Raw genomic sequence first — 14,845 nt, forward strand, 5'->3', positions numbered from 1 at the left:
CGGCCCGGATATGGCCCGTCGAAGCGCTTGCCTAGGGGCGGCGGGCGGGGCATGCCGATTCCATCGCACCTGATACCGGGAGGGCACATGGAACACGGGGAAGCTGCAGCCCATTCCGCGCATTTCGCGCTCGAAAGCGGCGTCGTGCTGCTCGCCGCCGCGTTGCTGTTCGTGATCCTGTTCCGCAAGCTGGGGCTGGGGGCGACGCTGGGTTATCTGGTCGCGGGGGCGGTGGTCGGCCCGCAGGCGCTCGACCTGGCAGGGGGTGGCGAGGCGACGCTGAGCTTCGGCGAGCTGGGCATCGTGCTGCTGCTGTTCGTCGTCGGGCTGGAACTCGCGCCCAGCCGCCTGTGGCGCCTTCGCAATGCGATCTTCGGGCTGGGGCTGACCCAGGTGGTGGCATGCGGGCTGGCTCTCACTGCGGTCATCTGGCTGGCGAGCGCCTATCCCATGGCGACCGCGCTGGCGGTGGGGCTGTCGCTGGGCCTTTCCTCCACCGCGCAGGTGCTGCCGATGCTGCAGTCGGGTGGCAACCTGCGCACGCCGGTGGGCGAGCGCGCCTTTTCCATCCTGCTGTTCCAGGATCTCTCGATCATTCCGCTGCTTGCCATCGTGGGTGCGCTGGGCGCCCAGGGCGCGGGCGCGGAGGGTGGCCTGGGCTGGCTGCAGCTTCCGGTGGCAATCGGCGCCACCGTGGGTCTCGTGCTGGCCGGACGCTTCCTGCTTCGCCCTCTGTTCCGGCTGATCGGCCGGCTCGGCGAGCGCGAGATGTTCGTTGTCGCCGCGCTGTTCGCGGTGGTCGCCTCTGCCGCCCTGATGCAGGCGATCGGCCTGTCGACCGCGCTGGGCGCGTTCATCGCGGGCGTGATGCTGGCCGACACGCCCTACCGGCACGAGCTGGAGGCGGATATCGAACCTTTCCGTTCGATCCTGCTGGGCCTGTTCTTCGTCTCGGTCGGCATGATGCTCGACCTCGAAGCCATCGCCGCGCAGCCGCTGTTCGTGCTCGGCATGGCGGCGCTGCTGGTGGCGACCAAGACGGCGATCATCACCGCGCTTGGCATGCTGGTGAAGCTGCCGTGGCGCAGCGCGCTCGCGCTCGGCCTGCTGCTGAGCCAGGGGGGCGAGTTCGGCTTCGTGCTGTTCGCCGAAGGCCAGCGGGGCGGCGTGATCGACGCCCAGACGGCGAGCCTGTTCACGGCCATCGTCACCCTCTCGATGGCGACCACGCCCTTCCTGATGATGGCGACCGGGCGGCTGCGCAGGCCGCGCACGGGCGACGACCAGGTGCGCGAGGGGCCGGAGGGCGAGACGCCACAGGCGCTGGTGATCGGTTTCGGCCGTTTCGGGCAGACCGTGGCGCAGATGCTCGCCACAGCGGGGCTCGATGTCACCATGATCGACAAGCACGTGCCGCAGATCGACACCGCCGAGGAGTTCGGCATCAAGGTGTTCTTTGGCGACGGCCTGCGGCTCGACATGCTGCGCCAGGCGGGCGGAGGGGAGGCGGAACTGATCTGCTTCTGTATCGACGGAAAGCAGCTGGAGGCGGATTTCCTCGCCTCGGTGCGCGAGGCCTTCCCCCGTGCGGCGCTTTTCGTGCGCACCTATGACCGGGTGCATGTGATGAAGCTGGCAGGGGCGGACATCGCGTTTCAGGTGCGCGAGCTGCGCGAAAGCGCGATCGCGATGGGCCGCGCGGCGCTGGACCATCTCGACACCGACGAGAGCGAGATCGAGCGGCTCGAAAACGACTACCGTGAAAACGACATGGCGCGCCTGCAGGCTCAGATCGAGGCGGGGGACCTGCACGCAGGCAAGGAACGGAATATCCTGCGCGGGCGCGGAGGCTGACCTGAGTCCCTGCGGCGCTCAGGATTGTGCGCAGGACTCTGGGATCGGCACGATCAGGTTCTGCTGGGAAACGGGTTTTTGCGGTAGACGCCGGAGCATGGCCGCCCTCAGCGGCCCGATCTCTCAACCCAGTCACGGAAGAGGCCGATTACCGAAGAGAGGTCTGTCGGGCCACATGCGGCAGAGAAACTGGTTCCATTGGCCTTCGCGATCCACCAGCTTCCCGTCTCACGCCATTCATGAATGTCATCCGCAGGTTCGCCGTGCTCGGCCGCGAAGGTGCGCCCTTCTAGCGAGGTCTCGCGCAGGTCGATTGCGATCGTCCATCCGGGATTGTCCAGGGTGTCGATTTTGACTCCATAAGAGTGCTCCCAATCATCGTCACACTCGCGAACATACCAGTTCATGAGCCATTCGAGATTGTTCGCCGCCATTCGTCCTTGTCGCGCGTATGGCGGCAGGGCGCAAAAAAAAAAGGGCGGCGCCATTGCTGGCACCGCCCCTTCCTTGTCACTCGCAAGCGCGAAGAGCTTACTTGAGTTCGACCGTGCCGCCAGCGGCTTCGATCTTGCTCTTGATTTCTTCGGCTTCGGCCTTGTTGACGCCTTCCTTGAGCGGCTTGGGCGCGCCTTCGACGAGACCCTTGGCTTCGGTGAGGCCCAGGCCGGTGATGGCGCGGACTTCCTTGATGACCTGGATCTTCTTGCCACCGTCGCCGGTGAGAATGACGTCGAATTCGTCCTTTTCTTCAGCGGCCGGGGCGTCGCCACCGGCAGCCGGACCGGCAACCGCAACGGCGGCAGCGGCGCTCACGCCCCACTCTTCTTCGAGCGCGGTGGCGAGTTCAGCTGCTTCGAGGACGGTCAGCTTCGAAAGTTCTTCAACAAGCTTGGCAATGTCAGCCATGATAATTCACTCCAAAAAATAGCGTGGCCGGGCTCACGCCGCGGCCGGATATGTCGTGCGGAAAAACGTCTTACGCAGCGTCCTTGGCGGCATAGGCACCGAAGACACGAGCGAGCTTGTTTGCCGGGGCATTGACGACCTGCGCGATTTTCGTCGCGGGGGCGTTGACCAGACCAACGAGCTTGCCACGCAGTTCGTCGAGGCTGGGCATCGAGGCGAGAGCCCTGACACCTGCTTCGTCGAGCACCTGCGAGCCCATCGAGCCACCGACCACTTCGAGGCGGTCGTTGGTCTTCGCGAACTCCACCACGGCCTTGGCCGCGGCGACCGGATCTTCGCTGTATGCGAGGGCGGTCGGACCGGACAGGTATTCTTCGATACCTGCATAGTCGGTGTCCTTGAGGGCGATCTTGGCAAGACGGTTCTTCGCAACCTGGTAGGTCGCGCCTGCTTCACGCATCTTCGCGCGCAGATCGGTGGACTCTGCCACCGTCAGGCCGAGGTTGCGGGTGACGACCACCACGCCCGCCTCGTTGAAGACGTTGTTCAGCTGAGCGACCGCATCGGTTTTTTGCGAACGATCCATGCTTACTCCTTCACTATGGTCGAGCACGCTTGCGCGTGCACGACCGGCTCACGTTCGACCCCGCGGCAGAAGCTGCGAGGCCATGGGTCCGTTTGACAAGGGAAGGAGGTGCATCCGCTTTTGGGATGCCGATTGCGGCGCACACCGAAGTGGCGAACCGCGAAAAATCTCGTTTCCCCGTCTAGGCTGGAAATTAAGAAGGCCCGATTGCCTTCACCAACTGTCTCGGACGGATGCTCGCAGCGGATTTGACGCCGCATGCGAACGGGGCCGCACTTAGCGCGAGGCTGCGCGAAGTCAAGCGCAAGCGGTGGACTGACGCTCCGTCCACTCCCGGTTCAGGCGGCGCACGCCAGCTTGCTGTCCATGCGCAGACAGCTGATTGCCCTGGCCGCCCTCGGCCTCCTCGCCAGCCCCGCCCATGCGACGGGCGGGATGTACTGTAGTACGGCGTCCGAGCCATCGATCGTTATCAGCCTGGGCTTCGGCCACACGGCGGGTTCCGACCTGTTCAAGCATCGCCTGCGCGTGGACGGGCAGGACATTGCCGTCCACGCCCCGCAATGGTGGCTCGACGACGAGGAACTCCGGCTCCTCCTGACCGATGAACAGGCGGACGAGCGGGTCGTGGTGGTCAAGGCGACGCGCAACGGCGATACCTACGACGGGTCCGTTATCTACAAGGGCAAGCGCCACTGGATTCGCTGCCGCGAGGGCTGATCACCCGCACCCAAAGGAAACGGCCGCGCAATCCCGAGGGACTGCGCGGCCGCCTTTTTCCGGTCGAAAACCGCAGCGAGATCAGATCTCGTCGGCGACTTCTTCCTGGGTTTCGGCGTCGGCTTCGAGCGAATCGGCTTCGTTTTCGAGGGTTTCTTCCTCGGCACCGGTTGCGTCTTCGGCCATCTCGTCGGCGAGATCGGCTTCCGCTTCATTCAGCTCGGCCTGTTCGTCGAGGACTTCGGCGGCGGCTTCGGTTTCTTCCTCGGCCTGGCTTTCGCAAGCGGCGAGCGAGAAAGCGAGGGTGGTCGCGGCAGCGACGGCAACGATCTTCTTCATAATGTGCAATTCCCTGTATGCGATGGTAGGCCCGGCACAATCCTCACGATCGGGGATACGGGCATACCGGGGTCCCTTAATCCAGCCGCCATCGTTTCGCCACAAAAAACGCCCCGCCGGATCGGGCGGGGCGCAGATTCTGGCAACGACATTCCCGAAGCAGGATGTTTCGGCGAAGGGGAGCGGGGCCCCATGGTCCGCCGGACGTTACAATTATCGCTCCGTGGCCTCAGCCAAGGTCGTACCTCAACAGATCGCCGGGCTGGCATTCGAGCTCGCGGCAGATCGCTTCCAGCGTGGAAAACCGGATCGCCTTGGCCTTGCCCGTCTTGAGGATGGAGAGGTTGGCCAGCGTCATGCCCACCCTTTCGGCCAGTTCGGTCAGCGTCATGCGGCGTTCGTGCAGCAGGTCGTCCAGTTTGACCATGATTCGGGTTCCTTCCGTTTCGGCCATCACACGGTTCCTTCCAGGTCTTCGCGCATCGCGGCGCCGTGGCGGAACACGCGGGCAAGGATGAAAAGGATCACCACGAGCAGCCATGCGGTCATGTCGAAGCCGCCGCTGTCGAAGGAAAAGCTGACATCCTCGATCCCCGATTCCTTCACCGCAGCGGCATAGCTGGCGAGCGGGATTGCAATGGCCCCGGCGGGGATCAGCGCGAGCTGCGTGCCCAGCATCAGCCACGCCATCAGGCTGAGGCGCTGGGCGTTTTCCGGCTGGAAGGGATCGCCCTCTCCCACGGTGCCGATGATGCGCCGCAGCTTGCCGAAGAAGACGAACAGCATGGCCACGATAGCCAGGCCAACCGCCATGATCGCGGCGATCCAGATGGTGGGGAAGCGCTCGGTAATCTGGGGCGCTTCGCGGGCGATTTCCGCCTCCACGTAGCCGCCTGCGAAGAGGATGGTCGGGATGGCGATGACGAGCGCAATCGCCCCGATCGCCATTGCTACCTGCAGGATGATCGCGAAGATTTTGCCGATAAGCAGCAGCGGGTCGTTGATGGCTTTGGGCATGCGGTGTCTCCCCTGAAAGTCGTGCAGCCTTGGGTCAGGCCAGTTCGGTGGCAATCATGGCGCCGGTCGGCTGCGCGTATGCGGACGCGGGCACGCTGGTCACGGCGTTGATGCTGCCGCCGGCGATAAGCAGTGCGGCGCAAAAGGCGAAGAGATGTTTGGTAAGGTCGTGCATGGGATATCTCCCTCGTCGAAAAGGGGGTCAGGCCAGGTCGGGCGTCGCCAGCGATGCGATGGCAGGCGCGCTGTCGGCCGGCGGAACGGTGACGATCGCGGTCAGGCTGCTGGTTGCGATGAGAATGGCGGCGAAGGCGGCGGCGATGCGTTGGGTCGTGCTGGTCATTTATCGATCTCCTTTGTGTCCGATATCGATATTCAATAATCCGGCACCGACTTATCGTCAATCGATAAATATCGAAAAACGATAAGACACTGATCGATAAACGAAAAATTTCCCGAATCTTTGACAATCTCCCCGCGGATTCCTACATGGCGCGCTCACGCCAGCTTCGAGCAAGGCCGAATCACGCGCGAGATTCGGATCCAGGAAAGGAAGCGGCGGGCCAGAGCAATCGCGGCGGAAAGAAACCAGTGGCATGCGGATTCTCCCGCGCGCCGCCCATCTCCGCCGTTTCCGGCCAGTTCCCTCGTGCAGCGACAATTCTATTCTCGCAGGACCGGACGGGGGCGCATGCCTTCGTCTGCCCCGCGAACGGCGAAAAAGGTTCTTTCGACTTATGGCGACCAAGAGCGCGAACGACGACGCCAAGCTTCCGATGAAGCGCGGCACGGCCAAGACGGGCACGGCAAAGCGCCGCATCCGCAAGATCTTCGGCGACATCCACGAAGTGGTGCAGATGCCGAACCTGATCGAGGTTCAGCGCGAAAGCTACGAACAGTTCCTGCGTTCCGACAAGGAAATCGACTACGTCTCGGGCCTCGAAAAGACGCTGCGCAGCGTCTTCCCGATCCGCGATTTCGCCGGCACGGCAGAGCTCGACTTCGTCGATTACGAACTCGAACCGCCCAAGTACGACACCACCGAATGCCGCCAGCGCGGGATCACCTATGCCGCGCCGATGCGCGTCACGCTGCGCCTGATCGTGTTCGAAGTGGACCAGGACACCGAAGCCCGCTCCGTGCTCGATATCAAGGAGCAGGAAGTGTACATGGGCGACATGCCGCTCATGACCGAGAACGGCACCTTCATCGTCAATGGTACCGAACGCGTGATCGTGTCGCAGATGCACCGTTCGCCGGGCGTCCTGTTCGATCACGACCGGGGCAAGACGCACAGCTCGGGCAAGCTGCTGTTTGCCGCCCGCGTGATCCCGTACCGTGGTTCGTGGCTCGATTTCGAGTTCGACGCGAAGGACATCGTCAACGTCCGGATCGACCGCAAGCGCAAGCTGCCCGTGACCTCGCTGCTCTATGCGCTGGGTCTCGATAGCGAGGATATCCTCGATCACTTCTACGATCGCGTGACCTGGAAGCGCGCGAATGATGGCTGGACGATTCCCTTCGTCGCCGAGCAATGGCGCGGATCGAAGCCGACCTTCCCGCTGGTCAATGCCGAAACGGGCGAGGAAGTCTTCGCCGCCAACCAGAAGATCAGCCCCCGTGCAGCCAACAAGGCCGCCAAGGACGGCCTCGAGATGCTGCTGCTGCCGACCGAGGAAATCATCGGCCGCTACGCCGCGCGCGACATGATCGACGAAGGCACGGGCCGCATCTACATCGAGGCGGGCGACGAAGTGTCGGTCGAGCATCTCGAGGTGCTGGACGGTGCGGGCGTCGACCAGGTCGAACTGCTCGACATCGACGAGGTCAACACCGGCCCGTGGATCCGCAACACGCTCAAGGTCGACAAGGCCGAGAACCGCGACGAAGGCCTGGAAGCCATCTACAAGGTGATGCGCCCGGGCGAACCGCCGACCAAGGAAACCGCCGAAGCGCTGTTCGAAGGCCTGTTCTTCGATGGCGAGCGTTACGACCTGTCCGCCGTGGGCCGCGTGAAGCTGAACATGCGTCTGGAACTGGACGCCGAAGACACCGTCACCACGCTGCGCAAGGAAGACATCCTCGCGGTGGTGAAGGAACTGGTCGGCCTGAAGGACGGCAAGGGCGAAGTCGACGATATCGACAACCTCGGCAACCGCCGTGTGCGTTCGGTGGGCGAACTGCTCGAAAACCAGTATCGCGTCGGCCTGCTGCGCATGGAACGCGCGGTGAAGGAACGCATGAGCAGCGTCGACGTGTCGACCGTGATGCCCAACGACCTGATCAACGCGAAGCCTGCCGTGGCCGCGGTGCGCGAGTTCTTCGGTTCAAGCCAGCTCTCGCAGTTCATGGACCAGACCAATCCGCTCTCGGAGGTCACCCACAAGCGCCGCGTCTCCGCGCTCGGCCCGGGCGGTCTCACCCGTGAGCGTGCCGGCTTCGAAGTCCGCGACGTTCACCCCACGCACTACGGCCGCATCTGCCCGATCGAGACGCCTGAAGGCCCGAACATCGGCCTGATCAACTCGCTCGCCAGCTTCAGCCGGGTGAACAAGTACGGCTTCATCGAGACGCCCTACCGCCGCGTGATCGACGGCAAGGTCACCAGCGAGGTGATCTACCTTTCCGCGATGGAAGAGCAGAAGCACACCGTTGCGCAGGCATCCGCCGCACTCGACGAGAACGGCAGCTTCGTGGAAGAGCTGGTCTCGGCCCGCCAGAGCGGCGACAACCTGATGGCTCCGCGCGAAACCATTACGCTGATGGACGTGAGCCCCAAGCAGCTCGTCTCGGTCGGTGCATCGCTCATTCCGTTCCTGGAAAACGATGACGCCAACCGCGCGCTGATGGGCGCCAACATGCAGCGCCAGGCCGTGCCGCTGGTCAAGGCGGAAGCGCCGTGGGTCGGCACCGGCATGGAAGAGACCGTGGCGCGCGATTCGGGCGCGGCGATCACCGCCAAGCGCGGCGGCATCGTCGACCAGGTCGACGCGACGCGTATCGTCATCCGTGCGATCGGCGATGTCGAACCCGGCCAGTCGGGCGTCGACATCTACACGCTGCAGAAGTTCCAGCGTTCGAACCAGAACACCTGCATCAACCAGCGTCCGCTGGTGAAGGTGGGCGAAACGATCGAGGAAGGCGACGTCATCGCCGACGGCCCCTCGACCGACCTGGGCGAACTGGCGCTGGGCAAGAACAGCCTCGTCGCGTTCATGCCCTGGAACGGCTACAACTACGAAGACTCGATCCTGATCTCCGAACGCATCGTGAAGGACGACGTTTTCACCTCGATCCACATCGAGGAATTCGAAGTGATGGCGCGCGACACCAAGCTCGGGCCGGAAGACATCACCCGCGACATTCCCAACGTGGGCGAGGAAGCGCTGCGCAACCTCGACGAGGCGGGCATCGTCTACATCGGGGCCGAAGTGCACCCGGGCGATATCCTGTGCGGCAAGATCACGCCCAAGGGCGAAAGCCCGATGACGCCGGAAGAAAAGCTTCTGCGCGCCATCTTCGGCGAAAAGGCCAGCGACGTGCGCGACACCTCGCTCCGCCTGCCGCCGGGCGTTGCCGGGACGGTCGTGGAAGTGCGCGTGTTCAACCGTCACGGGATCGAGATCGACGACCGTACGCGTGCGATCCAGAACGAGGAAATCGAGCGTCTGCGCAAGGATAGCGCCGACGAACGCGCCATCCTCAACCGCGCGACCTACAACCGCCTGCGCGACATGCTGGTGGGCCAGACCGCTTCGGCCGCGCCCAAGGGCGTGAAGAAGGGCACCGAGATCACCGAAGACGTGCTGGAAGGCGTCGATCGCCACGAATGGTTCAAGTTCGCGGTGGAAGACGATGATCGCCAGGCACAGCTGGAAGCGATCAAGGGCCAGTACGACGAGGCCGTGAAGGGCATCGACGCCAAGTTCGAGGACCGCAAGGAAAAGCTCGAACGCGGTGACGAACTCGCCCCGGGCGTGCTCAAGATGGTCAAGGTGTTCGTCGCGGTGAAGCGCAAGCTGCAGCCGGGCGACAAGATGGCCGGCCGCCACGGGAACAAGGGTGTGATCAGCCGCATCCTGCCGGAAGAGGACATGCCGTTCCTCGCCGACGGGACGCCGGTCGACATCGTGCTCAACCCGCTGGGCGTGCCCTCGCGCATGAACGTCGGGCAGATCTTCGAAACGCACCTCGGCATGGCGGCCCGCAACCTGGGCCACCAGATCAAGGATGCGCTGGAAGACTGGCGTGCCAGCAACCCCGATGCGCAGCCCGGCGAGCCGCCTGCGGCGATCAAGGAGAAGCTGCAGGAAGTCTACGGCGAGGATTACCACGAGACGATCGAAGGTCGCTCGGGCGAGGAAATCTCCGAGCTGGCAGGCAACCTCGTCCGCGGCGTGCCGATGGGTACCCCGGTGTTCGACGGTGCGCGCGAAGGCGACGTGACCGTGCAGCTCGAAAAGGCGGGCCTCGACGGCGACGGCCAGTCCGTCCTGTTCGACGGGCGCACGGGTGAAGCCTTCCACCGCAAGGTGACCGTGGGCATCATCTACATGCTGAAGCTGCACCACCTCGTGGACGACAAGATCCACGCACGCTCGATCGGGCCGTACAGCCTCGTCACCCAGCAGCCGCTGGGCAGTAAGGCGCAGTTCGGCGGACAGCGCTTCGGTGAAATGGAAGTGTGGGCCCTGCAGGCATACGGCGCGGCCTACACCCTGCAGGAAATGCTCACCGTCAAGTCGGACGACGTGGTCGGCCGCCAGAAGGTCTACGAAGCGATCGTCAAGGGCGACGACACCTTCGAAGCGGGCATTCCGGAGAGCTTCAACGTGCTCGTCAAGGAAATGCGCTCGCTGGGCCTCAACGTCGAACTCAAGTCCATCGCGGACGAGGACGACGAAGACGGCATGCAGATCGCGGCGGAGTAAAGATCAGGCCGGTGTGGCGGAACGGTAGACGCACCACTCAAGTGGTCCCCGGCGACGGGGTGCGGGTTCAACTCCCAGCCACCGGCAACTGATCGAGATACGGATTTCACCCCCAAGAGGGATTGAGAAATGAACGAACTGACCAAATTCACCAACCAGCTCGCGAAGCCCGAAACCTTCGACGAGATCCAGATCGGCATCGCCAGCCCCGAGCGCATCCGTTCGTGGTCCTTCGGCGAGATCAAGAAGCCCGAGACGATCAACTACCGCACGTTCAAGCCCGAACGTGACGGCCTGTTCTGCGCGCGCATCTTCGGCCCGGTGAAGGACTACGAGTGCCTGTGCGGCAAGTACAAGCGCATGAAGTACAAGGGCGTTGTCTGCGAAAAGTGCGGCGTCGAAGTGACCGTCACCAAGGTCCGCCGCGAGCGGATGGGCCACATCGAACTGGCCGCGCCGGTCGCGCACATCTGGTTCCTCAAGTCGCTGCCCTCGCGCATCGGCCTGCTGCTCGACATGCAATTGAAGGTGCTCGAGCGGGTGCTCTACTTCGAAAACTACATCGTCACCGAGCCGGGCATCACTCCGCTGGAACGCTTCCAGCTGATGACCGAGGATGAACTCCTCGAAGCGCAGGACGAGTATGGCGAGGACGCCTTTACCGCCGGGATCGGTGCGGAAGCCGTCAAGAACATGCTGATGGACCTCGACCTCGAGCAGGAGAAGGCCGACCTTCTCGAAGAGCTCGAAACCACGAAGTCCAAGCTCAAGCCCGCCAAGATCATCAAGCGTCTGAAGGTCGTCGAAAGCTTCATCGAATCGGGCAACCGCCCCGAGTGGATGATCCTCGAAGTCGTCCCCGTGATCCCGCCCGAGCTGCGCCCGCTGGTGCCGCTGGATGGCGGCCGTTTCGCGACGTCCGACCTCAACGACCTGTATCGCCGCGTCATCAACCGCAACAACCGGTTGAAGCGCCTGATCGAGCTGCGCGCGCCCGACATCATCGTGCGCAACGAAAAGCGCATGCTGCAGGAAGCGGTCGATGCGCTGTTCGACAATGGCCGTCGCGGCCGCGTCATCACCGGCGCCAACAAGCGTCCGCTGAAATCGCTGTCCGACATGCTCAAGGGCAAGCAGGGCCGCTTCCGCCAGAACCTTCTGGGTAAGCGCGTCGACTATTCGGGCCGTTCGGTCATCGTGACCGGGCCGGAACTCAAGCTGCACCAGTGCGGCCTGCCGAAGAAGATGGCGCTCGAGCTGTTCAAGCCGTTCATCTACGCCCGGCTCGACGCCAAGGGCCTTTCCATGACGCTCAAGCAGGCCAAGAAATGGGTCGAGCGCGAGCGCAAGGAAGTCTGGGACATCCTGGATGAAGTCATCCGCGAACACCCGGTTCTCCTGAACCGCGCGCCCACGCTGCACCGTCTCGGCATCCAGGCGTTCGAGCCCGTGCTGATCGAAGGCAAGGCGATCCAGCTGCACCCGCTCGTCTGCTCGGCCTTCAACGCCGACTTCGACGGTGACCAGATGGCCGTCCACGTGCCGCTTTCGCTGGAAGCCCAGCTCGAAGCGCGCGTGCTGATGATGAGCACCAACAACATCCTCTCGCCCGCCAACGGCAAGCCGATCATCGTGCCCTCGCAGGACATGGTGCTGGGGATCTACTACCTGTCGATGGAACGGCAGGAGAAGACGCCCGAATTCGTCGAGGATAATGGCGAGCAGATCGAGAAGCTGCCGCGCTTCACCGACATGAGCGAAATCCACTACGCGCTCGAAACCGGTTCGGTGACGCTGCACTCCAAGATCATCACCCGCGTTCCGCAGACGGACGAGGACGGCAAGACGGAGATGAAGCGCTTCATCACCACGCCGGGCCGCATGCTGATCGGCGAATGCCTGCCGAAGAACCACAAGGTGCCCTACGACATCGTCAACCGCCTTCTGACCAAGAAGGACATCGGCGACGTGATCGACGAGGTGTACCGTCACACCGGCCAGAAGGACACGGTGCTGTTCGCCGACGCGATCATGACGCTGGGCTTCCGCTATGCGTTCAAGGCCGGCATCTCGTTCGGCAAGGACGACATGGAAATCCCCGAATCGAAGGAAGAAATGGTCGAGAAGACCAAGTCCCTCGTCGCGGATTACGAACAGCAGTATCAGGACGGCCTGATCACCCAGCAGGAAAAGTACAACAAGGTGATCGACGCCTGGAGCCGTTGCGGCGACCAGGTGGCCGACGCCATGATGGACAAGATCAAGTCGCGCCCGATCGACGAGAACGGCAAGGAAGCGCAGATCAACTCGATCTACATGATGAGCCACTCGGGTGCGCGTGGTTCGCCCGCGCAGATGAAGCAGCTCGCGGGCATGCGCGGCCTGATGGCCAAGCCTTCGGGCGAGATCATCGAGACGCCGATCATCTCGAACTTCAAGGAAGGCCTGACCGTCCTTGAATACTTCAACTCGACCCACGGTGCCCGTAAGGGCCTGGCGGATACCGCGTTGAAGACCGCCAACTCGGGCTACCTCACGCGTCGCCTGGTCGACGTGTCGCAGGACTGCACGATCGTGGTCGAGGACTGCAAGACCGACAACATGCTCGAAATGCGCGCCATCGTGCAGGGCGGTTCGGTCATCGCCTCGCTCGGCGAGCGTATCCTGGGCCGTACCCTGGCCGAAGACGCGGTCAACGCGGCCACCGGCGAAGTCATCGCGAAGGCGGGCACCCTGCTCGACGAACCGATGGTGAAGGAAATCGAGGCGGCCGAAGTTCAGGTCGCCAAGATCCGCTCGCCGCTGGTGTGTGAGGCAGAGCAGGGCGTGTGCGCCACCTGCTACGGGCGTGACCTTGCCCGTGGTACGCCGGTGAATATCGGCGAGGCGGTCGGCGTGATCGCCGCGCAGTCGATCGGTGAGCCGGGTACCCAGCTGACCATGCGTACCTTCCACATCGGCGGGGCCGCGCAGCTGAACGAAACCAGCCACCTGGACTCGGTGTCCGACGGTAAGGTCGTCTATCGCGACATGCCCACGATCGAGGACAAGAAGGGCCGTATCCTGTCGCTCGCCCGCAACGGCGAACTGGCAGTGATCGACAAGGAAGGCCGCGAGCGCGAGATCCACAAGGTGCCCTACGGTACCGTGCTGATGCACAAGGATGGCGAGAAGGTCACCGAAGGCGATCGTCTGGCCGAGTGGGACCCGTTCACCCTGCCGATCATCACCGAACAGTCGGGCGTCGTGCGCTTCCAGGACCTGGTCGAAGGCTCGACCCTGGAGGAACGCGTCGACGATGCGACGGGCATCGCCCAGCGCGTCGTGACCGAGAACCGGGCAACCGGCCGCAAGAAGAAGGAAGAGCTGCGTCCGCGCCTCACCCTTCTGAACGATGCCGGCGACGAAACCGAAGCCGCCCGCTACCTTCTGGCGCCGGGCACCACGCTTTCGGTCGAGGATGGTGCAGAAGTGCAGGCGGGTGACATTCTCGCCCGTGCATCGCGCGAAGCCGCCAAGACGCGCGACATCACCGGCGGTCTGCCGCGTGTTGCCGAGCTGTTCGAAGCGCGTATTCCGAAGGACAACGCGATCATCGCCAAGATTTCGGGCAAGATCGAATTCGTCCGCGAATACAAGGCCAAGCGCAAGATCGCGATCGTTCCGGAAGAGGGCGAACCCGTCGAGTACCTGATCCCCAAGACCAAGGTGATCGACGTGCAGGAAGGCGACTTCGTGAAGAAGGGCGACACTCTGATTTCGGGTTCGCCCAACCCGCACGACATCCTCGACGTGCTGGGCGTGGAAGCGCTGGCCGAGTATCTCGTGAACGAGATCCAGGAAGTCTATCGACTCCAGGGCGTGAAGATCAACGACAAGCACATCGAGACGATCGTTCGTCAGATGCTGCAGAAGGTTGAGATCACCGATGGCGGCGACACCGTGCTGCTGCCGGGCGAACAGGTCGACCTGGAGGAAATGAACGAGGTCAATTCCAAGCTTGGCCGGAACAAGACGCCTGCACAGGGCAAGCCGGTTCTGCTGGGCATCACCAAGGCTTCGCTCCAGACGCGTTCGTTCATCTCGGCCGCGTCGTTCCAGGAGACGACCCGCGTGCTTACCCAGGCTTCGGTCGAGGGCAAGAAGGACACGCTGATCGGGCTCAAGGAAAACGTGATCGTGGGCCGCCTGATCCCCGCCGGAACGGGCGCGACCATGAACCGCATGCGGGTCACGGCATCCAGCCGCGACGCTGCGCTGAAGGCTTCGTGGAAGAAGGCGCAGGAAGCGATCATCGCCGCCGAAACGGCGGAGGAAGAGCGCAAGGCCGAACTCGCGCAGGGTCCGGAAGCCGCGACGGGCGACGATCCGCTCGCCAAGATGGAGGGAACCACGCACGGCACCGATGCCGATGCGGGCGAGTACCTGCAGACCGGCGAAGAGGATGGCGCAGCCGAGTAAGGCAGCGTTCAACCGCGACACATGAAAAGGG

Annotated in this window: 12 protein-coding genes and 1 tRNA gene; 5 read left to right on the forward strand and 8 right to left on the reverse strand. The window is 63.6% G+C overall.

Going from position 1 to position 14,845, the window contains the following annotated elements; all coding sequences use genetic code 11:
- Positions 1–87 precede the first annotated feature (87 nt).
- Positions 88–1,854 carry a cation:proton antiporter domain-containing protein gene (locus tag ADAD_RS0103770; RefSeq protein WP_010409885.1) on the forward strand — a complete coding sequence of 589 codons (1,767 nt, stop codon included), beginning with the start codon at positions 88–90 and terminating at the stop codon, positions 1,852–1,854.
- Positions 1,855–1,961: 107 nt separating this feature from the next.
- Here the strand turns inward: ADAD_RS0103770 and ADAD_RS0103775 are convergent, their stop codons facing one another.
- The 3 genes from ADAD_RS0103775 to rplJ form a co-directional block, all read right to left on the reverse strand.
- Positions 1,962–2,342 (reverse strand): immunity 53 family protein, encoded by a 381-nt coding sequence (locus tag ADAD_RS0103775; RefSeq protein WP_237700733.1) that lies wholly within the window; start codon positions 2,340–2,342, stop codon positions 1,962–1,964.
- Positions 2,343–2,385: 43 nt separating this feature from the next.
- Positions 2,386–2,760, reverse strand: a complete 375-nt coding sequence (rplL, locus tag ADAD_RS0103780; RefSeq protein ID WP_010409889.1) for a 50S ribosomal protein L7/L12 — start codon at positions 2,758–2,760, stop codon at positions 2,386–2,388.
- A 70-nt stretch (positions 2,761–2,830) separates the two neighbouring features.
- Entirely contained in the window at positions 2,831–3,346 is a 516-nt protein-coding gene (gene rplJ / locus ADAD_RS0103785) for a 50S ribosomal protein L10 (RefSeq protein ID WP_010409891.1), read from the reverse strand.
- Positions 3,347–3,712: 366 nt separating this feature from the next.
- On the opposite strand from rplJ, the gene ADAD_RS0103790 reads away from it, so the two are divergent.
- On the forward strand, positions 3,713–4,066 hold the full coding sequence (locus ADAD_RS0103790; RefSeq protein WP_010409892.1) for a hypothetical protein: 354 nt from the start codon (positions 3,713–3,715) through the stop codon (positions 4,064–4,066).
- Between the two features lie 81 nt (positions 4,067–4,147).
- Here ADAD_RS0103790 and ADAD_RS15460 read toward each other — a convergent pair whose 3' ends face one another.
- The 5 genes from ADAD_RS15460 to ADAD_RS16965 all read right to left on the reverse strand — a co-directional run bounded on the left by ADAD_RS15460 (position 4,148) and on the right by ADAD_RS16965 (position 5,765).
- Positions 4,148–4,405 carry a hypothetical protein gene (locus tag ADAD_RS15460; RefSeq protein WP_010409894.1) on the reverse strand — a complete coding sequence of 86 codons (258 nt, stop codon included), beginning with the start codon at positions 4,403–4,405 and terminating at the stop codon, positions 4,148–4,150.
- 229 nt (positions 4,406–4,634) lie between these two features.
- Positions 4,635–4,859, reverse strand: coding sequence for a helix-turn-helix domain-containing protein (locus ADAD_RS0103800; protein WP_010409896.1), 225 nt, complete (start codon positions 4,857–4,859; stop codon positions 4,635–4,637).
- A complete protein-coding gene (locus tag ADAD_RS0103805) occupies positions 4,859–5,422 on the reverse strand; it encodes a DUF2975 domain-containing protein (RefSeq protein WP_010409897.1) in 564 nt (187 codons plus the stop codon). The genes ADAD_RS0103800 and ADAD_RS0103805 overlap by 1 nt, the downstream gene beginning before the upstream one ends.
- A 34-nt stretch (positions 5,423–5,456) precedes the next feature.
- On the reverse strand, positions 5,457–5,597 hold the full coding sequence (locus ADAD_RS16960; protein ID WP_010409899.1) for a hypothetical protein: 141 nt from the start codon (positions 5,595–5,597) through the stop codon (positions 5,457–5,459).
- A gap of 27 nt (positions 5,598–5,624) precedes the next feature.
- A complete protein-coding gene (locus tag ADAD_RS16965; protein WP_010409900.1) occupies positions 5,625–5,765 on the reverse strand; it encodes a hypothetical protein in 141 nt (46 codons plus the stop codon).
- Positions 5,766–6,198: 433 nt separating this feature from the next.
- On the opposite strand from ADAD_RS16965, the gene rpoB reads away from it, so the two are divergent.
- The 3 genes from rpoB (at position 6,199) to rpoC (ending at position 14,814) form a co-directional block, all read left to right on the forward strand.
- Positions 6,199–10,353, forward strand: coding sequence for a DNA-directed RNA polymerase subunit beta (gene rpoB / locus ADAD_RS0103820; protein WP_192807571.1), 4,155 nt, complete (start codon positions 6,199–6,201; stop codon positions 10,351–10,353).
- A 7-nt stretch (positions 10,354–10,360) separates the two neighbouring features.
- Positions 10,361–10,440, forward strand: a tRNA-OTHER gene (locus tag ADAD_RS0103825).
- A gap of 42 nt (positions 10,441–10,482) precedes the next feature.
- A complete protein-coding gene (rpoC, locus tag ADAD_RS0103830) occupies positions 10,483–14,814 on the forward strand; it encodes a DNA-directed RNA polymerase subunit beta' (RefSeq protein WP_010409903.1) in 4,332 nt (1,443 codons plus the stop codon).
- The last annotated feature ends 31 nt before the right edge of the window (positions 14,815–14,845 follow it).

Origin of the sequence: Citromicrobium sp. JLT1363, from assembly GCF_000186705.1 — a bacterium.
Classification (GTDB): Bacteria; Pseudomonadota; Alphaproteobacteria; order Sphingomonadales; family Sphingomonadaceae; genus Alteriqipengyuania.

What these genes read in the sequence shown, in the direction of transcription:
- ADAD_RS0103770 (WP_010409885.1), top strand. Translation starts at nt 88, where the DNA reads ATGGAACACGGGGAAGCTGCAGCCCATTCCGCGCATTTCGCGCTCGAA.
- ADAD_RS0103775 (WP_237700733.1), bottom strand. Translation starts at nt 2,342, where the DNA reads ATGGCGCCGCCCTTTTTTTTTTGCGCCCTGCCGCCATACGCGCGACAA.
- rplL (WP_010409889.1), bottom strand. Translation starts at nt 2,760, where the DNA reads ATGGCTGACATTGCCAAGCTTGTTGAAGAACTTTCGAAGCTGACCGTC.
- rplJ (WP_010409891.1), bottom strand. Translation starts at nt 3,346, where the DNA reads ATGGATCGTTCGCAAAAAACCGATGCGGTCGCTCAGCTGAACAACGTC.
- ADAD_RS0103790 (WP_010409892.1), top strand. Translation starts at nt 3,713, where the DNA reads ATGCGCAGACAGCTGATTGCCCTGGCCGCCCTCGGCCTCCTCGCCAGC.
- ADAD_RS15460 (WP_010409894.1), bottom strand. Translation starts at nt 4,405, where the DNA reads ATGAAGAAGATCGTTGCCGTCGCTGCCGCGACCACCCTCGCTTTCTCG.
- ADAD_RS0103800 (WP_010409896.1), bottom strand. Translation starts at nt 4,859, where the DNA reads ATGGCCGAAACGGAAGGAACCCGAATCATGGTCAAACTGGACGACCTG.
- ADAD_RS0103805 (WP_010409897.1), bottom strand. Translation starts at nt 5,422, where the DNA reads ATGCCCAAAGCCATCAACGACCCGCTGCTGCTTATCGGCAAAATCTTC.
- ADAD_RS16960 (WP_010409899.1), bottom strand. Translation starts at nt 5,597, where the DNA reads ATGCACGACCTTACCAAACATCTCTTCGCCTTTTGCGCCGCACTGCTT.
- ADAD_RS16965 (WP_010409900.1), bottom strand. Translation starts at nt 5,765, where the DNA reads ATGACCAGCACGACCCAACGCATCGCCGCCGCCTTCGCCGCCATTCTC.
- rpoB (WP_192807571.1), top strand. Translation starts at nt 6,199, where the DNA reads ATGAAGCGCGGCACGGCCAAGACGGGCACGGCAAAGCGCCGCATCCGC.
- rpoC (WP_010409903.1), top strand. Translation starts at nt 10,483, where the DNA reads ATGAACGAACTGACCAAATTCACCAACCAGCTCGCGAAGCCCGAAACC.